Consider the following 22,825-nt stretch of genomic DNA (forward strand, 5'->3'; position numbering starts at 1 on the left):
CCGTGGGAGTTGCTCAATTGATGGCTGAGGTGGCCGTCACCAAGAAGAGGGCCCCGGTAAGCGTCATGCGTACCGGGGCCCTCTCACGTGCCGGGGTCAGGGCCTCCTGGCCGAGGTCACGCGGTAGACGTCGTAGACGCCCTCGACGCCCCGGACGGCCTTCAGGACGTGTCCCAGGTGCTTGGGGTCGCCCATCTCGAAGGTGAACCGCGAGGTGGCCACGCGGTCGCGGGATGTCTGCACGGCGGCCGAGAGGATGTTCACGTGCTGGTCCGACAGGACCCGCGTGACGTCCGACAGCAGCCGGGACCGGTCCAGTGCCTCGACCTGGATGGCGACCAGGAAGACCGAGGACTGGGTGGGCGCCCACTCGACCTCCAGCATCCGCTCGGGCTGCTGGGAGAGGGAGTCGACGTTGACGCAGTCCGCGCGGTGAACCGATACGCCACTGCCGCGCGTGACGAACCCGATGATCGGGTCGCCCGGCACCGGGGTGCAGCAGCGGGCCAGCTTGACCCACACGTCGTCGACGCCCTTGACGACGACACCCGGGTCGGCACTGCCGCGCCGCTTGCGGCCGCGCGCCGGCGGGATGCTCTCCTCGATGTCCTCGTTGGCCGCTTCCTCGCCGCCGAGGGCCGCCACCAGCTTCTGTACGACGCCCTGCGCGGCCACGTGGCCCTCGCCGATCGCCGCGTACAGGGAGGAGATGTCGGGATAGCGCATCTCGTGCGCGAGGGTGACGAGCGAGTCGCCGGTCAGGATGCGCTGGATCGGCAGGTTCTGCTTGCGCATGGCCCGCGCGATGGCGTCCTTGCCGTGCTCGATGGCCTCGTCGCGGCGCTCCTTGGAGAACCAGGCGCGGATCTTGTTGCGGGCCCGCGGTGACTTGACGAAGCCCAGCCAGTCGCGGGAGGGGCCGGCGCCCTCGGCCTTGGAGGTGAAGACCTCGACCAGGTCGCCGTTGTCGAGCGTGGACTCCAGCGGCACGAGGCGTCCGTTGACGCGTGCCCCTATGGTCCGGTGGCCGACCTCGGTGTGGACGGCGTACGCGAAGTCCACGGGGGTGGCCCCGGCGGGCAGCGCTATGACGTCGCCCTTGGGCGTGAAGACGAAGACCTCGTTGCGGGAGAGGTCGAAGCGCAGCGAGTCGAGGAACTCGCCCGGGTCCTCGGTCTCCTTCTGCCAGTCCAGCAGCTGGCGCAGCCAGGCCATGTCGTTGACGGTGTCCTGGCCGGCACTGCCCTTGGCGGCCTGCGGGACGTCGGTGCGGACCTTGGAGGTGCCGGCGACGGTCTGCTGCTTGTACTTCCAGTGCGCGGCGATGCCGTACTCGGCGCGGCGGTGCATGTCGAAGGTGCGGATCTGGAGTTCGACCGGCTTGCCGCTGGGCCCGATGACCGTCGTGTGGAGCGACTGGTACATGTTGAACTTGGGCATCGCGATGTAGTCCTTGAACCGGCCGGGGACCGGGTTCCAGCGCGCGTGCACGGTGCCGAGGGCGGCGTAGCAGTCCCGTACGGTGTCCACCAGCACCCGGATGCCGACCAGGTCGTAGATCTCCGCGAAGTCGCGGCCACGGACGATCATCTTCTGGTAGACGCTGTAGTAGTGCTTCGGACGGCCCGTCACGGTGGCCTTGATCCGGGCGGCTCTGAGGTCGACCATCACCTCGTCGGTGACGACGGCGAGGTACTCGTCGCGCTTGGGCGCCCGCTCGGCGACCAGGCGGACGATCTCGTCGTACATCTTCGGGTAGAGGATCGCGAAGGCGAGGTCCTCGAGCTCCCACTTGATGGTGTTCATGCCCAGCCGGTGTGCCAGCGGGGCGTAGATCTCAAGGGTCTCGCGGGCCTTCTTCTCCTGCTTCTCCCGCTTGAGGTAGCGCATGGTGCGCATGTTGTGCAGGCGGTCGGCGAGCTTGATGACCAGGACGCGCGGGTCCTTGGCCATGGCGACGACCATCTTGCGGACGGTCTCGGCCTGCGCGGCCTCGCCGAACTTGACCCGGTCGAGCTTGGTGACGCCGTCGACGAGGAGGGCCACGGCGTCGCCGAAGTCGCGGCGCAGGTCCTCCAGCCCGTACTCGGTGTCCTCGACGGTGTCGTGGAGCAGACCGGCCATCAGGGTGGCCGGGTCCATGCCGAGCTCGGCGAGGATGGTGGTCACCGCGAGCGGGTGGGTGATGTACGGGTCGCCGCTCTTGCGCTTCTGGCCGCGGTGCCAGCGCTCGGCGACCTGGTAGGCCTGTTCGAGCTGGCGCAGCGTCGACGTCTCGATCTTCGGGTCGTTGCTGCGGACTATGCGGAGCAGGGGTTCCAGTACCGGGTTGTACGCCGTGGAGCGCTGGACGCCGAGGCGGGCGAGCCGGGCGCGCACCCGGTTGGAGGACCCGGCCGACTTCGCCGGCGCGGGCTTGACCGGCGGGGCCGGCGGGGGCGTGGCGGCGGGCGCCGCGGCCTGCTCGGCCTGCGGGTCTGGCTGCGCGGCGGAGAGTGGCTGGACCTCGTCTGGCAAGAGCGCTCCTCAGCGGATCCGGTGCCCGTGTCCGGTCCGGATAACCCATCGTAGCGAGGGTTCCGCCCCCTCGTTCCCCGAGCCTCCTTCCGGTGCGGCTCCGCTCCCGGGGCTCCGCCGCAGACCCGGCGCCTCAAACGCCGGCGGGGCTGGAAATTGCCCTGCGGGCCATCCCGCCCGCGCCAGGCAGGCGGCATCAGCCGAAATCCAGCCCCGCCGGCGTTTGAGGCGCCGGGGGTCCCCCCGGACGGAGTCTGGGGGAGGGTCCGGGGGCCGGCCCCCGGCAGCGGCACCGCACACGCGAGCGGCGGGTACCCGGGGTGTCCCGGATACCCGCCGCTCGGCAAGCGAAAAGGTCAGACCACGATCAGCGCGTCCAGCGGAGCCTCGCCCAGCGCCCCGGCCAGCTTGGCCCGACCGGGGAGGAACGACAGCTCCATCAGGACCGCCACGCCGGCGACCTCAGCCCCGGCCCGCCGGATCAGCGAGAGCGAGGCTTCGGCGGTGCCACCGGTGGCGAGCACGTCGTCGATGACCATGACCCGGTCACCGGCCGCCAGATCCTCCGCGTGGACCTCGATCTCCGCGGTCCCGTACTCCAGCTCGTACGACTGCGCGAGCGTCGCGCCCGGCAGCTTCCCGGCCTTGCGCACCGGCACGAAGCCGATCCCGGCCTGTACGGCCACCGGAGCCGCCAGGATGAACCCGCGCGCCTCCAGCCCGACGATCTTCGTCGCGCCGTACCGCTCGGCCAGCCGCACCAGCGTCTCCGTCAGCGCGGCGAACGCCTTCGGGTCCGCCAGCAGCGGGGTGATGTCCTTGAACATCACGCCCGGCTTCGGGTAGTCCGGTACGTCCTTGATCCGGCTGAGCAGCAGCTCGCGTACGTCCTCGGACAGGAACCCGGTCACCGGCGCCGCCCCGCCCGGCCCTGCGCCACGACCTGCGGCTCGTCCTCGGACTCGTAGCCCTCGTCCACGGACTCGCCCTTCGCCGCCGCGGCCGCCCGCTTCGCGTGCACCCGCTTCTGCAGGGCCTTCATCGCCGGCTCGCGCTCCTTGAGGTCCACGACCAGCGGGGTCGCGATGAAGATCGAGGAGTACGCACCGGCCGCGAGGCCGACGAACAGCGACAGCGAGATGTCGTTCAGCATGCCGGCGCCCAGGAAGCCGCCGCCGATGAACAGCAGGGCCGCGACCGGGAGCAGCGCCACGACCGTGGTGTTGATCGAGCGGACCAGGGTGCCGTTGATGCTGCGGTTGGCGATCTCGCTGTACGTGAAGCGGGTCTGCTTGGTGATGTCCTTCGAGCCCTCCTTCAGACCGTCGAAGACGACGACGGTGTCGTAGAGGGAGTAACCGAGGATCGTCAGCAGACCGATGACCGTACCCGGGGTGACCTCGAAGCCGACCAGCGCGTACACGCCGACGGTGATCGTGAGGTCGTGGATCAGCGCGACGAGCGCCGCGACCGCCATCCGCCACTCGAAGGCGATGGCGAGGTAGATCACCACGAGGACCATGAAGATGCCGAGGCCGGTCCAGGCCTTGTTCGCGATCTGCTCACCCCAGCTGGGGCCGACCAGGTCCGCGTTGATGTCCGCCTCGGTGACCTTGAGGTCGGTGGCGAGCTGCTTCTTCACGTCGGTCGCGGAGTCGGTGTCCAGACCGGAGATCTGGATCCGCAGGCCGCCGGTGCCGAGCTCCTGGACGATCGCGTCGTGGCCCGAGGCCTTCTCCGCGTCCTCCGTCGCCTTGGCGACCGAGACGGCCGTCTTCGGGGTGGTGAAGACGGCACCGCCCTTGAACTCGATGCCCATGTTGAGGCCCTGTACGGCCAGGGCCACGATCGCCGTGATGGTGATCAGGATGGAAACGCCGTACCAGAGAAAGCGCTTGCCGACGAAGTCGTATCCGACCTCACCGCGGTACAGCCTGGCGCCGAGATCTCCCAGCTTCGACATCTCTCACGCCTCCTTTGCGTCGACGGGGGCGGGTGCGGAACCGGTACGGCGGGACCGGCGCAGCGGAGGCTTGACGCCGAGCCGCTTCGGGTCCAGCCCGGACCACGGGTGACCGCTGGCGAAGAACTTCGTACGCGCCAGCAGCGTCATGATCGGCTTGGTGAAGAGGAACACCACGACCACGTCGAGCAGGGTGGTCAGACCCAGCGTGAAGGCGAAGCCCTGCACCTTGCCGACGGTGACGATGAAGAGCACCGCGGCCGCCAGGAACGACACGAAGTCGGAGACCAGGATCGTGCGGCGGGCTCGCGGCCAGGCGCGCTCGACGGCCGGACGCAGGGTGCGGCCCTCGCGGATCTCGTCCCGGATGCGTTCGAAGTACACGATGAACGAGTCCGCCGTGATGCCGATCGCCACGATCGCACCGCAGACGGCGGGCAGGTTCAGCGCGAAGCCGATGCCCTTGCCGAGCAGCGCCATGATCGTGTACGTGAGGATCGCGGAGACCAGGAGGCTGACGATGGCGACGAACGCCAGGCCCCGGTAGTACACCAGCAGGTAGATCACCACGAGCAGCAGGCCGATGGCACCGGCGATCAGGCCGGCCTTCAGCTGCTCACCGCCGAGCGCGGCGGTGACGGTGGTGACGCTGTCCTCGCTGAAGGAGAGCGGCAGGGCGCCGTACGAGAGCATGTTGCCCAGGTCCTGCGCCGACTGCTGGGTGAAGCCGCCGGAGATCTCCGCGTTGCCGCCGGTCAGCGCCTGGCTCACGGACGGGTCGGAGATGACCTGGCCGTCGAGCACGATCGCGAACTGGTTCTGCGGCATCTGCTTGGTGGCGAGCTCACCGGTGATCTTGGCGAACTTGTCGGCACCCTTGTCGGTGAACTGCATCGTGACGATCCAGGCACCGCGCTGGGGGTCGATGATCCCCTTGGCTTCCTTCACGTCCTGGCCGTCGACCTGGGCCGGGCCGAGGATCCACTTGCCCCAGGCGGTACCGCGCTGGCCGCAGGCGATCATCGGGTCCGTGGGCTTGACGCCCTTGCCGGCGGCCGCGCGCTGCTCCTCGTTGGTGCAGTCCAGCTTCGCGAAGTCGTCCTGCAGGCTCTTGGCGGCCTGCTCTTCGGCCGACGGCGGCGTGGTGGCCGACGGGGAGCCCGAGGGGGTCGGGGCCTTGTCGTCTGCCTTCTTCGACTCGCTCGCCGAGGGCGAGGGAGAGGGGGCGTTCGGGGCCTTGAGGGCCTCACTGAGCGCACGGCCCTGGGAAGTGGCGCTGGACGACGGGGTGGCCGACGGGGAGGACTTGCCGTCCCCGGCCTTGGGAGCGCCGGATCCGCTCGCGGAGGGGCTCGGGCTCTGGGTGCCCTCGGGCGCGGCCGGGGAGCCGTCGGCGTAGGCGAGGACCGGGCGGAAGTACAGCTGGGCGGTGGTACCGACCTGCTCGCGCGCCTGCTGCTCGTTCGTCCCCTTGGGGATGTTCACGATGATGTGGTCGCGGCCCTGCGTCTGGACCTCGGACTCCGAGACACCGAGACCGTTGACGCGGCGCTCGATGATGCCGACCGCCGTGTTCATGTTGGTCTCGTTGATCGCGTCCGGTTTGCCGGGCTCGCTCTTCGCCTTGAGCGTGATGCTCGTACCGCCGGCGAGGTCGATGCCGAGCCGGGGAGTCGTCTGCTTCGAGAGGAACATCCCCGCAGTGAGCGCCACCATCGCGATCAGGATGATCGCCAGGGCGCGCCCCGGCCTCCCCTGAGCCCCCGTGGGCCGCCGGCCCTTCTTCGGTGCTGCCACCTTGTCGTTTCTCCCTGTCCAACCGCCCCGCGCCGGGTCAGCGCGCGGACGGCCACGAAATGTGTGGTGGGGACCCCTGCCCCCCGCAGAAGTGGGTCACTGACCGGGACCGCGACGGCCGCCGATCAGGCGCCCTCGCGGTCCCCGGCCCGCGCGCTACTTCGCGCCGGCCTCGCCGTCGGCCTTGCCGTCCTTGGGCTCGTCCTCGTCCGTGGACTCGTCCTTCTTGCCCAGGTCGAGCTTGGGAGCCTCGGCCTCGTCCTCGTCCTTCGTGAGGTCCGCCTTCGGGGCCTCGGTCAGGGAGGAAGCGTCGTCGGGGACGACCGGCGCGTCGTGCGGCGCCTCATCGCTGACGCCGTGGACGATGCGGTTGTACTCCGCGTCCTCGAGAACGGCGCCGATGGCGTTCTTCGCGAAGATCGCGTGGACGCCGGGGGCCACCTCAAGGGTGACGGTGTCGTCGCCGATCTCCTTCACCGTGGCGTACATGCCGCCGATGGTGCGGACTCCGGTGCCGGGCGTCATGTGGTCGCGCATCTGCGCGGCCGCCTGCTGCTTCTTCTTCGCGGAACGGGTCATCAGGATCATCGCCCCGATGAGCACGATGAACGGGAGGAATGTCACGAGATTCACGGGACGGAGATCCTTCGCACGACCGCACGCGGACGGCGGCCTAATCTACGGGGGTGGGCATACCGACCCGAAGGGTCGGCATCGGCGGAGTCTAGGCGAGTCCGCACCGATGGAACAACGCCCAGCATGGCACCGCAGTTCCTGAGGGCGCGAACCTCCGCGCCGTCAGGCCCCGAACAAGCCCTGTTGTCCGCTTGATCCGCTCCTGTGCTGCTGCGGCGGTACGAGTCCCAGGTGAGCCCAGGCAGCAGGGGTCGCCACGCGCCCCCTGGGGGTGCGCGCGAGCAGCCCCTCGCGGACGAGGAAGGGCTCCGCGACCTCCTCCACGGTCTCCCGCTCCTCGCCGACGGCGACGGCGAGGGTGGACAGGCCGACGGGCCCGCCGCCGAAGAGCTTGAGCAGCGCCTCCAGGACGGCCCGGTCCAGCCGGTCGAGCCCGCGCGCGTCCACCTCGTAGACCTGGAGGGCGGTACCGGCCACCTCACGGTTGATCACGCCGTCCGCCCTGACCTGCGCGTAGTCGCGGACGCGGCGCAGCAGGCGGTTGGCGATGCGCGGGGTGCCGCGGGAGCGGCCGGCGATCTCGGCGGCGCCGTCGGTGTCGATCTCGACGTCGAGGAGGCGGGCGGAGCGGTGGATGACGCGCTCCAGCTCCTCGGGGGCGTAGAACTCCATGTGCCCGGTGAAGCCGAAGCGGTCGCGGAGGGGCGGGGGGAGCAGACCGGCCCGTGTCGTCGCCCCGACGAGGGTGAAGGGCGGCAGCTCCAGCGGGATGGCGGTCGCGCCCGGCCCCTTGCCCACGATCACATCGACACGGAAGTCCTCCATGGCCATGTACAGCATCTCCTCGGCGGGCCGGGACATGCGGTGGATCTCGTCGAGGAAGAGGACCTCGCCCTCCTGGAGGGAGGAGAGGATGGCCGCGAGGTCGCCGGCGTGCTGGATGGCCGGGCCCGAGGTGATGCGGATGGGCGCACCCATCTCGGCCGCGATGATCATGGACAGGGTGGTCTTGCCGAGGCCGGGGGCGCCGGAGAGCAGGACGTGGTCGGCAGTGGCGCCGCGCTGGCGGGCCGCCTTGAGGACGAGGTCCAGCTGCTGGCGGACCTTCTCCTGACCGACGAACTCGCCGAGGTCCTTGGGGCGCAGGGCCGCCTCGACGGCGGTGTCCTCGCCGTCGGCGGCTGCGGCGACGATGCGGGCCTCGTCCTCGGCGGTGCTGTCGTCGTCCCAGTTCACGGTGTCAGTCTGCCTTCTCGGTTCGTACGGTGGTCTGCCGGGTGCGGGGCCGGCCCCTGCGGGGCTCTCCCCCACCCCGGCCTTTCGCCGTTTCCCGGGCTCCGCCCGGACCCGCGCCTCAAACGCCGGCGAGGCTGAAAACTCCAGCTCGGCCGGCACAACCCAGCCTCGCCGGCGTTTGAGGCGCGGGGTCTGGGGCGGAGCCCCAGCAGCGGCGCGGCACTGGTCAGCGGGCACGGTTCAGGGACTGGAGCGCCGCGCGGAGGAGCTGCGGAACCGGGGCGGAACCGCCGGCGGCAATGGCGGCCTCGGCCTGCGGCGCCACTGCGGAGACGGCCTCGTCCGCCTCCCGGGACGCATAGCCGAGCCCGATCAGCGCGGCCGAGAGCTGCTCCGACCACGGGGCCGGCCCCGACGCCACGGCCCGCTGGGCTCCCACCAGGCCACTGGTCCCCAGCGGAGTCCCCAGCTTGTCCTTCAGCTCCAGCAGGAGCTTCTGCGCGCCCTTCTTGCCGATGCCCGGCACGGCCATCAGCGCCTTCTCGTCCCCCGTGGACACGGCCGTACGCAGCGCGTCCGGGCTGTGCACCCCGAGCATCGCCTGCGCCAGCCTCGGCCCGACCCCGCTCGCCGTCTGCAGCAGTTCGAAGACCTGCCGCTCGTCGTCGTCGGCGAAGCCGTACAGCGTGAGCGAGTCCTCCCGTACGACCAGGGAGGTGGCCAGCCGGGCCTGTTCGCCGATCCGCAGGCCCGAGACGGTGTTCGGCGTGCACTGCACGGCCATGCCCACTCCCCCGACCTCGATCACGGCCAGGGTGGGGGCGAGTGCGGCGACCGGGCCGCTGACGAAGGCGATCATCGGGTACGGCCTTTCGAGGCGTGCAGGGCGACCGCCTGCTGGAGGCGGTTCTGGGCGGGGGCCCGCCAGATGTGGCAGATGGCCAGGGCGAGCGCGTCGGCGGCGTCGGCCGGCTTCGGCGGTGCGTCCAGCCGGAGCAGCCGGGTCACCATGGACCCGACCTGGGCCTTGTCGGCCCGGCCGCTGCCGGTGACGGCGGCCTTGACCTCACTCGGCGTGTGCAGGGCGACGGGTATCCCGCGGCGGGCGGCGCACAGCATGGCGACGGCGCTCGCCTGGGCGGTGCCCATCACGGTGCTGACGTTGTGCTGGCTGAACACCCGTTCCACCGCGACGACTTCGGGCCGGTGGGTGTCGAGCCATTCCTCGATGCCCTGCTCGATGGCGACGAGCCGGTGGCCCAACTCGGCCTCCGCGGGCGTCCGTACGACTCCCACACCGAGCATGGTCAGGGGACGCCCGGCGACACCCTCGACGACGCCGACACCGCACCGCGTCAGCCCCGGGTCCACACCGAGAACTCGCACCCTGCCCCCTGCCGTTCGACTGTATGTCCGTGCAGGCTATCCGGCCCCACTGACATCGGCGCAAAGCGACGGCGGGCCGCCGGGGTGTGTCCCCGTCGGCCCGCCGTTCGAAGGGTGAGCGGTTGGCGCCGGGTCAGGCGTCGACCTTCTCCATGACCTCGTCCGAGACGTCGAAGTTGGCGAAGACGTTCTGCACGTCGTCGCTGTCCTCCAGCGCGTCGATCAGCTTGAAGATCTTGCGCGCGCCCTCTTCGTCCAGCTCGACCTGCATCGAGGGGACGAAGCTGGCCTCGGCCGAGTCGTAGTCGATGCCGGCGTCCTGGAGCGCGGTACGGACCGCGACCAGGTCGGTGGCCTCGCTGATGATCTCGAACGTGTCGCCGTTGTCGTTGACCTCTTCGGCACCGGCCTCGAGCACCGCGCCGAGCACGTCGTCCTCGGACAGTTCGCCCTTGGCCAGGATGATGACGCCCTTGCGGTTGAACAGGTACGAGACCGAGCCCGGGTCGGCCATCGAGCCGCCGTTGCGGGTCATGGCGACCCGTACGTCGGACGCGGCGCGGTTGCGGTTGTCGGTGAGGCACTCGATGAGCACCGCGACACCGTTCGGACCGTAGCCCTCGTACATGATCGTCTCGTAGTCGGCGCCGCCGGCCTCAAGGCCACCGCCGCGCTTGACCGCGGAGTCGATGTTCTTGTTCGGGACCGAGCTCTTCTTGGCCTTCTGAACGGCGTCGAAGAGCGTCGGGTTGCCGTCGATGTCGGCGCCGCCCATACGGGCCGCGACCTCGATGTTCTTGATCAGCTTCGCGAAGAGCTTGCCGCGCTTGGCATCGATCACGGCCTTCTTGTGCTTCGTCGTAGCCCATTTAGAGTGGCCGGACATCCGCCTGTCTCCTTCGCGTAACCAACAGTGTTCGTCTCCGATCCTACCGGGACCTGATTACAGCCCCGCGCGCACCATGTCGACGAAGTACGCGTGGACTCGGTCGTCGCCGGTCAGTTCGGGGTGGAACGAGGTGGCGAGGACGTTGCCCTGGCGCACGGCGACCGTGTGGCCGTCGTACGTGGCCAGCACCTCGGCGGCGCCGCCGACGGACTCGACCCACGGCGCGCGGATGAAGACGCCCTCGACCGGGCCGTCCGCGATGCCCGCGAAGTCGATCTTCGCCTCGAAGGATTCGTTCTGACGGCCGAAGGCGTTACGGCGGACGATCATGTCGATGCCGCCCAGGGTCTCCTGGTCCTCACGGCCGTCCAGCAGCTTGTCGGCCAGCATGATCATGCCGGCGCAGGTGCCGTAGACGGGCATGCCGGCGCGCACGCGCTCGCGCAGCGGCTCCAGCATGCCGAAGAGCACGGCGAGCTTCGACATGGTCGTGGACTCGCCGCCGGGGATCACCAGGGCGTCGACCTCGGCGAGCTCCTCGGGACGCCGGACCGGCCTGGCCACGGCGTCCGCCGCGGCCAGGGCGATCAGGTGCTCCCGTACGTCGCCCTGGAGGGCCAGGACACCGATCACGGGGGTGTTCGTCATGTCGGGACTACCAGCCGCGGTTGGCGTAGCGCTCGGCCTCGGGGAGGGTGTCGCAGTTGATGCCGACCATGGCCTCGCCCAGGTTGCGGGAGGCGTCCGCGATGATCTTCGGGTCGTCGTAGAAGGTGGTGGCCTTCACGATGGCGGCGGCGCGCTTGGCCGGGTCGCCGGACTTGAAGATGCCGGAGCCGACGAAGACACCCTCGGCGCCGAGCTGGCGCATCAGGGCGGCGTCGGCCGGGGTGGCCACGCCACCGGCGGAGAACAGGACGACGGGGAGCTTGCCGAGCTCGGCAACCTCCTTGACGAGCTCGTACGGGGCGCGCAGCTCCTTGGCGGCGGCGTACAGCTCGTTGTTGTCGTAGCCGCGCAGGCGGGCGATCTCGTTCTTGATCTGGCGCAGGTGGCGGACGGCCTCGACGACGTTGCCGGTGCCGGCCTCGCCCTTGGAGCGGATCATGGCCGCGCCCTCGGCGATGCGGCGCAGGGCCTCGCCCAGGTTGGTGGCGCCACAGACGAAGGGGGTGGTGAACGCCCACTTGTCGGAGTGGTTGACCTCGTCGGCCGGGGTCAGGACCTCGGACTCGTCGATGTAGTCGACGCCGAGGGACTGCAGGACCTGGGCCTCGACGAAGTGCCCGATGCGGGACTTGGCCATGACGGGGATCGAGACGGCCTCGATGATCTCTTCGATCATGTTCGGGTCGGACATGCGGGCGACCCCGCCGTCCTTGCGGATGTCGGCCGGGACCCGCTCCAGGGCCATGACGGCGACGGCGCCGGCGTCCTCGGCGATCTTCGCCTGCTCGGCGTTGACCACGTCCATGATCACGCCGCCCTTGAGCTGCTCGGCCATGCCGCGCTTGACGCGCGAGGTGCCGATGGCCGACTCGGCGGACTGGGGGGAGGTGGGAAGCGTGCTCACGGATTGACCTCACTCGAAAGGAACTCGAACGGAAGACGGGGCCTACTGGACTACTCGGCCGAGGAAACCCCACCGACCAGTCCACTACAAGGGCCAATGTGGAGCCTGTGGCCTCTTCACTTGTCCCCTGCGGCCCTACCGGGTGTCTATACAGGCCGCTCCGCGAGATCCGCCGGAGGCTCGTCGTCCATTTCGAAGGCGAGCGGGAAGGGGGCGTGCCCGGCCAGCCGGAACCAGCGGACCTTGCGGTGCCTGCGCAGGGCGCGGGCGGCCCGTACGGCGTCGTTGTGGAACCGCCGTGCCATGGGTACCCGGCGGACGGCCGCCGCCAGGTCCTCGGTGGCCTCCGCCCCGCCGGGAGCAGCCTTCAGCACCTCGACCTGGTCCGCGTCGGCGAAGACCGCCCGCAGGGCCTGGCTGAGCTCGCTCTCGGCAACCTCCCGGTGCTCCTCCTCGGCCTGCCGGGCGGCGTGCGCGGCCTCGTACAGCACCAAGGAGGAGGCGGGGTCGAGCACCCCGGAGGTGGCCACCTCCAGCACCACGGAGGCCCGCCGCACGAGCTGCGCGTCGAGCGCGGCCCGCGCGGCGTCCATCCGCGAGTGCAGCCGGTCCAGCCGGCCGGCGGTCCAGCTGAGGTAGACCCCGATGACACCGAGAGCCAGGGCAATCCAGACGAGTGTTTCGATCACGGGCCGCGACTTTACCGGCCTGTCAGGAGGACGAGTCCCGCGAGAACCCCAGGCGGGTGCGGAGCGGGACGCGTTCGTCCGTGGCGACCGCCGCCGCGCCGTCCGTCACCGTCTCGTAGACCGCCAGGATGTCCGCGCCGACCGTGGACCAGTCGAAGCGCCGCACGTGCGCCGCTCCGCGCGCGCTGAGCTCCGCCCGGCGGACCGGATCCCGCAGCAGGGCGATCGCCCCGGCCGCGAGCGCGTCCGGGTTCTCGTTCGTGAAGAGGTCGCCGGCGCCGCCCTGGTCCAGCACCTGCGCGAAGGCGTCCAGGTCCGACGCCAGGACCGCCGCGCCCGCCGACAGGGCCTCGACGAGGATGATGCCGAAGCTCTCGCCGCCCGTGTTCGGGGCGACGTACACGTCGACGCTGCGCAGCAGCCGCGCCTTGTCCTCGTCGGAGACCATGCCGAGGAACTCCACCCGGGAGCGCAGCTCCGCGGGCAGCGTGGCCACCGCCTCCTCCTCGTCACCGCGGCCGGCGACGAGGAGCCGTACGTCCGGGCAGGCCTCCACGATCTTCGGGAAGGCCGCCATCAGCACCGGCAGGCCCTTGCGCGGCTCGTCGATGCGGCCGATGAACCCGAGGGTCTGCCCGCCCCACTCGGCCTTCGGTTCGGCCTTGGCGAAGAAGTCCACGTCGACGCCGTTCGGGATCACCACCGCGTCCCCGCCCAGGTGCTCCACGAGCGTGCGCCGCGCGTACTCGCTCACCGCGATCCGCGCGCTGATCTTCTCCAGCGCCGGCTGGAGGATCGGGTACGCCGCGATCATCGCCCGCGACCGCGGGTTCGAGGTGTGGAAGGTCGCCACGATCGGCCCCTGGGCCGCCCAGCAGGACAGCAGCCCCAGCGAGGGCGAGGCCGGCTCGTGGATGTGGATCACGTCGAAGGTGCCGTCGTGCAGCCAGCGCCGCACCCGGGCCGCCGACAGGAATCCGAAGTTCAGCCGGGCCACCGAACCGTTGTACGGCACCGGCACCGCCCGTCCCGCCGAGATCACGTACGGCGGGAGCGGGGTCTCGTCGTCCGCCGGGGCCAGGACCGACACCTCGTGGCCGAGGCGGATCAGGTGCTCCGCCAGGTCCCGGATGTGGAACTGGACGCCGCCGGGCACGTCCCACGAGTACGGGCACACGATGCCGATCTTCACTACGGGCGCTCCTCCAGGTCGTCCAGCCACAACCGCTGCAGCATGTGCCAGTCCTCCGGGTGCTCGCCGATGCCCCACGCGAAGGCGTCCGCCACGGCCTGCGTCATGGCGGCGGTCTTCTCGACCCGGGTCCCGGTCTTCGGCACCTCCACCTCGGGGTGGATCCGGCCGTACATCTTCGGCGAGTCCCCGTAGTGCAGGGTCGCCGGGAGCAGCACCGCCCCGGTCTGCTGCGCCAGCAACGCCGGCCCGGCCGGCATCCGCGCCGTGGCGCCGAAGAAGTCCACTTCGACCCCGGAGGCCGACAGGTCCCGGTCCGCGACCAGGCAGATCAGGCCGCCGGAGCGGAGCCGGCGGGCGAGGGTGCCGAAGGCGGCGCCGCCGTTGTGCGGCAGGACCTCCATGCCCAGGCTCTCGCGGTAGGCCACGAAGCGGTCGTAGAGGGTCTCGGGCTTGAGCCGCTCGGCGACCGTGGTGAACGGGACGCCGATGTGGCCGATGGCCCAGGCCCCGGCGAGGTCCCAGTTGGCCAGGTGCGGCAGGGCGACGATGACCCCGCGTCCGGAGGCGAGGGCCTCGCGCAGCAGGTGCTCGTCCTTGAACTCGACGTCCGTGCTGAACCGCTTCGGGTCCATGGTGGGCAGCCGGAAGGACTCCATCCAGTACCGCATGTACGAGCGCATGCCGGCCTGGGACAGCTCGCGCAGCCGTTCCGGGCCCGCCCCGGGCACCACGCGCGCCAGATTCGACTCCAGCCGCAGCACGCTCTTGCCGCGCCGCTTCCACGCGAAGTCCGCTATCCGGCGGCCGAGGGCCACCGCGGCCGGCTCGGGCAGCTTCTTGACCCCGGCCCAGCCGAGCCCGTACAGCCCGTCGACCAGCTTGTCCCGCGCCGTGCCCATCAGGCCGCACCGCCCTCGGCCGAAGCGGCGGAACCGGCGGCGTCGGCCTCGGCCGACTCACGACGTACGGTGACCACCCGCTGGATCAGCGTGACGAGCGAGCCCGCCGCCACGACCCACAGCGCGATCGGGAGCAGCACGCCGATCCAGGACGGCACGCCGAAGGTCTGCAGCCCGGACAGACCGGCCGCGACCAGCGAGATCACCAGCCGCTCGGCCCGCTCGATGAGCCCGTTGACGGCCACCGGCAGCCCGATCGACTCGCCGCGGGCCTTGGTGTACGAGACCACCTGGCCGCTGGCCAGGCAGAAGATGGAGACCGCGCACAGCGCGTTGTCGTTGCCGGAGCCCGCGTACCAGAGCGCGAGTCCGCCGAAGATCGCCGCGTCCGCCACCCGGTCGAGGGTGGAGTCGAGGAACGCGCCCCACCGGCTGGAGACGCCGGCCTGGCGGGCCATGTTCCCGTCCACCAGGTCGGAGAAGACGAAGAGGGTGATGGTGATCGTGCCCCAGAAGAACTCTCCCCGGGGGAAGAAGACCAGCGCTCCCGCCACCACTCCGGCCGTGCCGATCAGGGTGACCGCGTCCGGGCTCACCCCCCGCCGGAGCAGAAAAGCGGCGAATGGCGTGAGAACACGCGTGAAGAATGCACGCGCGTACTTGTTCAGCATGGCCTTCCCGGAGGGTCGCTGGGCCGCACGGCCACCACGGCCACCGGCTGGCCCATCGTAGCCAGCACGCCGCCCCCCGGACGCCGCGCACCCTCCGGTTCGCGCCACGTAAGACGTACTTCACGTCACGGACCTCCTCCGGTACCCCCCTGGTACGACGTATGGACGCCGTGTGACACCAGTGCAAAGCTCGAAGAGCCCCGTTTCTTCCTCCGTCACCACCGGGAGGCACGAGCACCATGGGAGCCACATCACACCAAGCCGGAGCCGCCGGCAGGGCACTGACGGCCGACCGCCCCTCTTCCGTACGGAACGTCGTGCTGGTCGGCCACAGCGGATCCGGCAAGACCACGCTGGTCGAAGCCCTCGCCCTGACCGCCGGAGCGGTCAACCGGGCCGGCCGGGTCGAGGACGGCGCCACCGTCTCCGACTACGACGAGATCGAGCACCGGCGACAGCGCTCCGTCCAGCTGTCCCTCGTCCCCGTCGAATGGGGCGGAATCAAGATCAATGTCCTGGACACCCCCGGATACGCCGACTTCGTCGGAGAACTCAGGGCCGGTCTGCGCGCCGCGGACGCGGCCCTCTTCGTCGTCTCCGCCTCGGACGGGATCGACGGAGCCACCCGGATGGTCTGGGACGAGTGCGAGGCCGTCGGGATGCCCCGCGCCATCGTCGTCACGCACCTGGAGGCGGCCCGCGCCGACTACACCCAGATGGCCGACGTCTGCGGCCAGATCTTCGGCGCCGACGACCCCGACGCCGTCATCCCGCTCTACCTCCCCCTGCACGGCCCCGCCGGCCCCGACGGGCACGCCCCGGTCACCGGCCTGCTCGGCCTGCTCTCCCAGCGCGTGTACGACTACTCCTCCGGCGAACGCACCGAACGCGACCCGGACCCCGCCGAGCTCGCCCTCATCTCCGGCGCCCGCTCCCGCCTCATCGAGGGGATCATCGCCGAGAGCGAGGACGAGAGCCTCATGGACCGCTACCTCGGCGGCGAGGACATCGACATCAAGACCCTGGTCGACGACCTGGAGCGGGCCGTCGCCCGCGGCACCTTCCACCCCGTCCTGATGGCCGCCCCGGCCGCCGAGGGCGCCAAACAGGGCCTCGGCACCGTGGAGCTCCTCGAACTGGTCACCGGCGGCTTCCCCACCCCCCTGGAGCGCGGCCCCGTCACCGTCACCACCCCCGACGGCGCCGTCCGCCCCGCCGTCACCTGCGATCCCGACGGCCCCCTCGTCGCCGAGGTCGTCAAGACCTCCTCCGACCCGTACGTCGGCCGCGTCTCCCTCGTCCGCGTCTTCTCCGGCACCCTGCGCCCCGAGCAGACCGTGCACGTCAGCGGGCACGGTCTCACCGACCGGGGTCACGAGGACCACGACGTCGACGAGCGGATCGGCACCCTCACCTCCCCCTTCGGCAAACAGCAGCGCACCCTCGACCGCTGCATCGCGGGCGACCTCGCCTGCGTGGCCAAACTCACCCGCGCCGAGACGGGCGACACCCTCTCCGCCAAGGACGACCCGCTCCTCATGGAGCCCTGGGCCATGCCCGACCCCCTGCTCCCCCTCGCCATCGAGGCCCACAGCAAGGCCGACGAGGACAAGCTCTCCCAGGGCCTGGCCCGCCTCGTCGCCGAGGACCCCACCATGCGGCTGGAGCAGAACCCGCACACCCACCAGGTCGTCCTGTGGTGCCTCGGCGAGGCCCACCAGGACGTCGCCCTGGAGCGGCTGCGCACCCGCTACGGCGTCCAGGTCGACGCCGTGCCGCACAAGGTGAGCCTGCGCGAGACCTTCGGCGCCAAGGCCGCGGGCCGCGGCCGGCACGTCAAACAGTCCGGCGGCCACGGCCAGTTCGCGATCTGCGAGATCGAGGTCGAGCCGCTCCCGCCCGGCAGCGGCATCGAGTTCGTCGACAAGGTCGTCGGCGGCGCCGTGCCCCGCCAGTTCATCCCGTCCGTCGAGAAGGGCGTACGCACGCAGGCCGCGCGCGGGGTCTCGGCCGGGTATCCCCTGGTCGACGTGCGCGTCACCCTCCTCGACGGCAAGGCGCACTCGGTGGACTCCTCCGACGCCGCCTTCCAGACCGCCGGCGCGCTGGCCCTGCGCGAGGCGGCCGCCGAGGCCCGCATCGAGCTCCTCGAACCGGTCGCGGAGCTCGCCGTCATCGTCCCCGACGAGTACGTCGGCCCGGTCATGAGCGACCTCGCCGGCCGCCGCGGCCGGGTCGTCGGCACCGAACAGGCGGGCGCCGGGCGTACCCGGGTCCGCGCCGAGATCCCCGAGATCGAGATCGGCCGCTACGCCGTCGAGCTGCGCTCCGTCTCGCACGGCACGGGCCGCTTCGCCCGGGCCTACGCCCGCCACGAGCCCATGCCGCCTCAGGTCGCGGTCAAGGTGCGCGAACAGGCCGAGAAGGGAACCTGACTGACATAGCGTCGGGAGGCGCCGCCCACCCAACCAGCTTGCGGTGGGCGGCATTTGCCTGTCCCATGACCATGGGGCGAGTTGCGTCGATAGGCTCATCGGCGCACAAAGAGCACGAACGCGCAGCGATGGGGGCAGCGGTGGCGGACGACGGATTCGACTTCAGGCCCGGAGCACAGATCCCGCTCCAGGGCAGCGGGGGGCAGACGGCGGCGACCAACGCCCTCGCCTCGGCCGCGTACCGCGACGGCGGGAAGGACACGAAGCTGGAGTCCATACTCAAAGCCACCAGCGAGAACCACCCCGCCACGGTCAAGCCCCCGAAGATCTCCCTCTTCGAGCCGAACCTCGGCGAGGCCTTCTGCCGCGCCGTCGAGGCCCGCACCCTCGCCTCCGGCCGCAAGCCGCTGATCCAGTCCTTCGGGACCGATCCGCAGACCGTCGTCGAGCACTGCCTGGCCGCGTCCCGCATCCGCAAGGAGCGCGACCGCAAGCTCCGCCTGATCATGCTGGTCTGCGGCGTGGTGTTCCTGCCCGGGCTGCTGCTGTGGCTGGGCCTGTTCCAGCTCCGCAAGAGCCTCGCCTCCGGGGAGGGCAAGCGTTCGTCCTGGATGGGCACCGCGGTCCTCGTCGGCGTGGCCGTCGTCGTGGCCGTGCTCATGTTCCGGCTTCCCTTCACCGGCTTCCTCGGCCTCTACCTGCGCGGCATGATCATCGCTCCGGCCGTCGGCTGGCTGCTCGCCCGCCGGATCTGCGAGGCCACCGCCGCCGACCTGCGCTCGCGCTGGGACGGGCTGCTGGCCGGTGACGGGATCGGCGCCAAGATCCCGGAGGCCGTGCCGGGCAACCCCGACGAGAAGGCCCGCGAGGACCTGCGCCACCAGCTCGCCAAGCTGACCGCGGAGGACCGCAGCAACCACGTCTTCTACGCGGGCCCCAAGGGCATCCTCGGCATGGGCACCCGCTGGGGCAGCTGGCAGATGGCCGAGGAGCTGGTTCCCAAGACCGAGGGGGCCGAGATCCACCCCTTCCGCAGCTGGGACGTCATCCGCGCGGTCGACAGCGAGCTCCGCAAGCTGGAACGCGGTCCCCTGCACACCGGCGGCTTCCCGACCGCCGCGATCCAGCACTGGATCGTCACCCCCGTCGGTGAGGGCGCCGCCGAGGTGGCCCGCCCCACCGGCGAGAACACCGACAACTTCCTGATCAAGCCGCACGAGATCACCCGGATCTGCAACGAGCAGCAGTTCAGCGCCGGCAACCGGCACTACCTGGGCATCCAGTACCCGCTCTGGGACGGCCAGCTCGTCATCACCATGCTGGTGACCGTCACCGTGCTCTACAAGACGCTGCGCGTGGACGTCACCGCGCACGCCCTGGGACCGGTGAACGGCCTGTTCACGACGAAGTCCGCGGCCCCGGTGGTGGAGGTGCCCAAGAGCATCCGCTTCTGGGAGACCGTGGAGCGCCCACTGCCGCTGGTGAACGCCAACGAGGTCGTACGCCTCGCCGTGCGGGCCCCGCTGACCTGGTACCCGCCGATCCTCGACTTCTTCGGCGGCAAGCTGGTCCTGCCCGAGCCGTTCGGTGTCCGGCACGTGTGGGCCGGCTCGATGTGGCGCCACCGCTTCATGGCGGACGACGCGCTGCGCACCGTGGCCCCGGTCCTGCGCGCGGTGCACGCCGCCACCTTCAGGGTGCTGGAGGAGAACGGCGTCGACACCGACCGCTTCACCAACCGCTCCTCGATCATGAGCGGCCTGATCCAGGAGCCGGCGCCGCGCAAGGCGGACGTGTACGACGCGTAGGTAGGCTGAAGTACCGCGGCAGCCCGCGAGGGCCGAGGAGGGACGATGACCGAGCGCAAACCGCCTGGTGTGGACATCGAGTCCTGGGTGGACCGGCAGATCAGAGAGGCCGCCGACCGTGGCGACTTCGAGAACCTGCCGGGCTGGGGCAAGCCGCTGGCCTCGCTCGACGCCCCGTACGACGAGATGTGGTGGATCAAGCAGAAGATGCACCGCGAGGGCTTCTCCGCCCTGCCTCCGGCGCTCGCGCTGCGCAAGGAGGCCGAGGACGCGATGGACGCGGTCCGTGCGGCCCGCTCCGAACGCCAGGTGCGGGCCCTCCTCACGGAGATCAACGAGAAGATCCGCGCGGCGCTGCGCATGCCGCCGCAGGGCCCGCCCCTGGGCCTCACCGAGTTCGACGTCGAGGACGTGGTCAGGACGTGGCGGGAGACCCGCCCGTCCTAGGCCCTGTCCTCCGGGCGGCGGTCAGTCGTTGGGCCAGGCGTCGGCGAGCATCTGGCGGGTGTCCGCGAGGAGTTGGGGCAGCACCTTGGTGTGGCCGACGACCGGCATGAAGTTCGTGTCCCCGCCCCAGCGGGGCACGATGTGCTGGTGCAGGTGCGCGGCGATGCCGGCCCCCGCGGCCGCGCCCTGGTTCATGCCGATGTTGAAACCGTGCGCCCCGGACGCCTTGCGCAGCGCGATCATGGCCCGCTTGGTGAGATCGGCCAGCTCGGCCGTCTCGGGGCCGTCGAGCTCGGTGTAGTCGGCGACGTGCCGGTACGGGACGACCATCAGGTGGCCGCCGTTGTACGGGTAGAGGTTCAGCACGGCGTAGACGTGCTTGCCGCGGGCCACGACGAGGCCGTCCTGGTCGGACATCTCCGGAATCCCGCAGAAGGGACAGCCGTCCCCGGCCTCCGGGCCGGTCGGCTTGTTCTCCCCCTGGATGTAGGCCATCCGGTGGGGCGTCCACAGACGCTGGAACGCGTCCTGCGTGCCCACACCGATCTGCTGCTCCGGCTCAATCGTCATGGCATGCAGCATATGACCTCGTCCGCGCGGACGAGGAAGGCCCCCGGAAAGTGATCGCTTTCCGGGGGCCCACCGTGATGCCGCGGCTCGGATCAGACCTGGACGCGGTCCGCGACGACCTTGGCCAGCTTGGCCAGCGCCTCGTCCTTCGCGATGCCGTTCTCCTGCGAACCGTCGCGGTAGCGGAAGGAGACCGTGCCCGCGGCCATGTCCTCGTCACCGACGATGATCATGAACGGAACCTTGAGCTTCTGGTGGTTCCTGATCTTCTTCTGCATGCGGTCGGAGGAGGCGTCCACCTCGACCCGCAGGCCCTGCTTCTTCGCCTCGGCGGCGAACTCCTGCAGGTACTCGACGTGCCCGTCGCCGATCGGGATGCCGACCGCCTGGACCGGGGCCAGCCACGGCGGCATGGCGCCCGCGTAGTGCTCCAGCAGCACGGCGAAGAACCGCTCGATCGAGCCGAACAGAGCGCGGTGGATCATGACCGGGCGCTGGCGCGAGCCGTCCGGGGCGGTGTACTCCAGGTTGAACCGCTCCGGCAGGTTGAAGTCCAGCTGGACGGTCGACATCTGCCAGGTACGGCCGATGGCGTCGCGCGCCTGCACGGAGATCTTCGGGCCGTAGAAGGCCGCGCCGCCCGGGTCGGGGGTCAGCGGGAGGCCCTGCTTCTCGGCGACCTGCTGGAGGACCGCGGTGGCCTCCTCCCAGACCTCGTCCGAGCCGACGAACTTCTCCGGGTCTTTGGTCGACAGCTCCAGGTAGAAGTCGGTCAGACCGTAGTCGCGCAGCAGGTTCAGCACGAAGGTGAGCGTGCGGTCGAGCTCCTCCGCCATCTGCTCACGGGTGCAGTAGATGTGCGCGTCGTCCTGGGTGAAGCCCCGCGCACGGGTCAGGCCGTGCACGACGCCGGACTTCTCGTACCGGTACACGGTGCCGAACTCGAACAGGCGCAGCGGCAGCTCGCGGTAGGAGCGGCCGCGCGCGTCGAAGATCAGGTTGTGCATCGGGCAGTTCATGGGCTTGAGGTAGTAGTCGGTACCACCGTCGAGCTGCATGGGGGGGTACATGCCCTCCGCGTACCAGTCCAGGTGGCCGCTCTTCTCGAAGAGGGCGCCCTTGGTGGCGTGCGGGGAGTAGACGAACTCGTAGCCCTCCTCCTCGTGCCGGCGGCGCGAGTAGTCCTCCATGGTCCGGCGGATGATGCCGCCGCGCGGGTGGAAGACGGCGAGGCCGGAGCCGATCTCGTCCGGGATGGAGAAGAGGTCCAGCTCGTTGCCGAGCTTGCGGTGGTCGCGCTTCTCGGCCTCGGCGAGGAAGTCGAGGTGCGCCTTCAGCTCCTCCTTCGACGGCCACGCGGTGCCGTAGATGCGCTGGAGCATCGGGTTCTTCTCGCTGCCGCGCCAGTAGGCGGCCGCGTTGCGCATGAGCTTGAAGGCCGGGATGTTGCGGGTGGTCGGCAGGTGGGGACCGCGGCAGAGGTCCTTCCAGCACAGCTCGCCGGTCTTCGCGTCGAGGTTGTCGTAGATGGTCAGCTCGCCGCCGCCCACCTCGACGTTCGCACCGTCGTCGGTGGACGCGGAGCCCTTGATGCCGATGAGCTCCAGCTTGTACGGCTCGTCCGCGAGCTCCTCGCGGGCCGCCTCGTCGGTGACCACGCGGCGGGCGAACTTCTGCCCGCGCTTCTGGATCTCCTGCATCTTCTTCTCGATGGCCTTGAGGTCATCGGGGGTGAAGGGCTTGGCGACGTCGAAGTCGTAGTAGAAGCCGTTCTGGACCGGCGGGCCGATGCCCAGCTTGGCCTCGGGGAAGAGCTCCTGCACGGCCTGCGCCATGACGTGCGCGGTCGAGTGGCGCAGGATGTTCAGGCCGTCCTCGGAGGAGATCTCCACCGGCTCGACGGTCTCGCCGTCCTTCACCTCGTAGGCGAGGTCCTTCAGCTCACCCGCGATGCGCGCGGCGACGATGGTGCGCTCGCCGGCGAAGAGCTCGGCCGCCGTAGTGCCCGTGGCCACCACGCGCTCGTCCCGCTCGGAATCGCGTTGGATGATCACACGGACGTCTGACACCGGTCTCTCCTGACTCAGGGGGTGCGCGAGCGAACACTGCGCGCC

At 70.6% G+C, this 22,825-nt stretch carries 20 protein-coding genes; 3 read left to right on the plus strand and 17 right to left on the minus strand.

The window, feature by feature from the left end; translation table 11 throughout:
- Positions 1-96: 96 nt before the first annotated feature.
- The 15 genes from ACGFYQ_RS14315 to pgsA form a co-directional block, all read right to left on the minus strand.
- Entirely contained in the window at positions 97-2,517 is a 2,421-nt protein-coding gene (locus tag ACGFYQ_RS14315; protein ID WP_393743555.1) for a RelA/SpoT family protein, read from the minus strand.
- 356 nt (positions 2,518-2,873) lie between these two features.
- Complete coding sequence (locus ACGFYQ_RS14320) at positions 2,874-3,428, minus strand: adenine phosphoribosyltransferase (RefSeq protein ID WP_393743557.1); 555 nt, start codon at positions 3,426-3,428, stop codon at positions 2,874-2,876.
- Positions 3,425-4,480: a protein translocase subunit SecF gene (secF, locus tag ACGFYQ_RS14325; RefSeq protein WP_393743559.1), complete on the minus strand. Its 1,056-nt coding sequence runs from the start codon at positions 4,478-4,480 to the stop codon at positions 3,425-3,427. The genes ACGFYQ_RS14320 and secF overlap by 4 nt, the downstream gene beginning before the upstream one ends.
- A 3-nt stretch (positions 4,481-4,483) precedes the next feature.
- Complete coding sequence (secD, locus tag ACGFYQ_RS14330; protein ID WP_393743561.1) at positions 4,484-6,277, minus strand: protein translocase subunit SecD; 1,794 nt, start codon at positions 6,275-6,277, stop codon at positions 4,484-4,486.
- 156 nt (positions 6,278-6,433) lie between these two features.
- On the minus strand, positions 6,434-6,910 hold the full coding sequence (gene yajC, locus ACGFYQ_RS14335) for a preprotein translocase subunit YajC (protein WP_393743563.1): 477 nt from the start codon (positions 6,908-6,910) through the stop codon (positions 6,434-6,436).
- 165 nt (positions 6,911-7,075) lie between these two features.
- Positions 7,076-8,149, minus strand: a complete 1,074-nt coding sequence (gene ruvB / locus ACGFYQ_RS14340) for a Holliday junction branch migration DNA helicase RuvB (RefSeq protein WP_393743565.1) — start codon at positions 8,147-8,149, stop codon at positions 7,076-7,078.
- 226 nt (positions 8,150-8,375) lie between these two features.
- Positions 8,376-9,008 carry a Holliday junction branch migration protein RuvA gene (gene ruvA / locus ACGFYQ_RS14345; protein ID WP_393743567.1) on the minus strand — a complete coding sequence of 211 codons (633 nt, stop codon included), beginning with the start codon at positions 9,006-9,008 and terminating at the stop codon, positions 8,376-8,378.
- Positions 9,005-9,535, minus strand: a complete 531-nt coding sequence (gene ruvC, locus ACGFYQ_RS14350) for a crossover junction endodeoxyribonuclease RuvC (RefSeq protein ID WP_393743569.1) — start codon at positions 9,533-9,535, stop codon at positions 9,005-9,007. Before ruvC ends, ruvA begins: the two co-directional genes overlap by 4 nt.
- 133 nt (positions 9,536-9,668) lie before the next feature.
- Positions 9,669-10,421: a YebC/PmpR family DNA-binding transcriptional regulator gene (locus ACGFYQ_RS14355; RefSeq protein ID WP_393743571.1), complete on the minus strand. Its 753-nt coding sequence runs from the start codon at positions 10,419-10,421 to the stop codon at positions 9,669-9,671.
- A 57-nt stretch (positions 10,422-10,478) separates the two neighbouring features.
- Positions 10,479-11,072 (minus strand): pyridoxal 5'-phosphate synthase glutaminase subunit PdxT, encoded by a 594-nt coding sequence (gene pdxT / locus ACGFYQ_RS14360; protein ID WP_362397119.1) that lies wholly within the window; start codon positions 11,070-11,072, stop codon positions 10,479-10,481.
- A 7-nt stretch (positions 11,073-11,079) separates the two neighbouring features.
- Complete coding sequence (gene pdxS, locus ACGFYQ_RS14365) at positions 11,080-11,997, minus strand: pyridoxal 5'-phosphate synthase lyase subunit PdxS (protein ID WP_266937873.1); 918 nt, start codon at positions 11,995-11,997, stop codon at positions 11,080-11,082.
- A 146-nt stretch (positions 11,998-12,143) separates the two neighbouring features.
- Positions 12,144-12,686, minus strand: a complete 543-nt coding sequence (locus tag ACGFYQ_RS14370) for a hypothetical protein (protein ID WP_393743574.1) — start codon at positions 12,684-12,686, stop codon at positions 12,144-12,146.
- A 22-nt stretch (positions 12,687-12,708) separates the two neighbouring features.
- The gene (locus ACGFYQ_RS14375) at positions 12,709-13,878 is read right to left on the minus strand and encodes a glycosyltransferase family 4 protein (protein ID WP_393743576.1); all 1,170 of its coding nucleotides are present in this window, start codon (positions 13,876-13,878) and stop codon (positions 12,709-12,711) included.
- A complete protein-coding gene (locus ACGFYQ_RS14380) occupies positions 13,878-14,780 on the minus strand; it encodes a phosphatidylinositol mannoside acyltransferase (RefSeq protein ID WP_393743578.1) in 903 nt (300 codons plus the stop codon). Before ACGFYQ_RS14380 ends, ACGFYQ_RS14375 begins: the two co-directional genes overlap by 1 nt.
- Positions 14,780-15,451: a phosphatidylinositol phosphate synthase gene (gene pgsA, locus ACGFYQ_RS14385; RefSeq protein WP_393743580.1), complete on the minus strand. Its 672-nt coding sequence runs from the start codon at positions 15,449-15,451 to the stop codon at positions 14,780-14,782. The genes ACGFYQ_RS14380 and pgsA overlap by 1 nt, the downstream gene beginning before the upstream one ends.
- A 239-nt stretch (positions 15,452-15,690) precedes the next feature.
- Here pgsA and ACGFYQ_RS14390 point away from each other — a divergent pair, with 239 nt between their 5' ends.
- The 3 genes from ACGFYQ_RS14390 (at position 15,691) to ACGFYQ_RS14400 (ending at position 20,141) form a co-directional block, all read left to right on the plus strand.
- Complete coding sequence (locus tag ACGFYQ_RS14390; protein WP_393743582.1) at positions 15,691-17,886, plus strand: elongation factor G-like protein EF-G2; 2,196 nt, start codon at positions 15,691-15,693, stop codon at positions 17,884-17,886.
- Positions 17,887-18,026: 140 nt separating this feature from the next.
- Positions 18,027-19,694, plus strand: coding sequence for a hypothetical protein (locus tag ACGFYQ_RS14395; protein WP_393743584.1), 1,668 nt, complete (start codon positions 18,027-18,029; stop codon positions 19,692-19,694).
- Between the two features lie 45 nt (positions 19,695-19,739).
- Positions 19,740-20,141 (plus strand): DUF1992 domain-containing protein, encoded by a 402-nt coding sequence (locus ACGFYQ_RS14400; protein ID WP_393743586.1) that lies wholly within the window; start codon positions 19,740-19,742, stop codon positions 20,139-20,141.
- Positions 20,142-20,162: 21 nt separating this feature from the next.
- Here the strand turns inward: ACGFYQ_RS14400 and ACGFYQ_RS14405 are convergent, their stop codons facing one another.
- Both ACGFYQ_RS14405 and thrS read right to left on the minus strand, forming a co-directional pair.
- Positions 20,163-20,723 carry an HIT family protein gene (locus ACGFYQ_RS14405; protein ID WP_393743588.1) on the minus strand — a complete coding sequence of 187 codons (561 nt, stop codon included), beginning with the start codon at positions 20,721-20,723 and terminating at the stop codon, positions 20,163-20,165.
- An 80-nt stretch (positions 20,724-20,803) separates the two neighbouring features.
- The gene (gene thrS, locus ACGFYQ_RS14410) at positions 20,804-22,780 is read right to left on the minus strand and encodes a threonine--tRNA ligase (protein ID WP_393743590.1); all 1,977 of its coding nucleotides are present in this window, start codon (positions 22,778-22,780) and stop codon (positions 20,804-20,806) included.
- Between the last annotated feature and the right edge of the window lie 45 nt (positions 22,781-22,825).

The organism is Streptomyces sp. NPDC048258, assembly GCF_043201995.1.
In the GTDB taxonomy this organism is placed as follows: domain Bacteria; phylum Actinomycetota; class Actinomycetes; order Streptomycetales; family Streptomycetaceae; genus Streptomyces.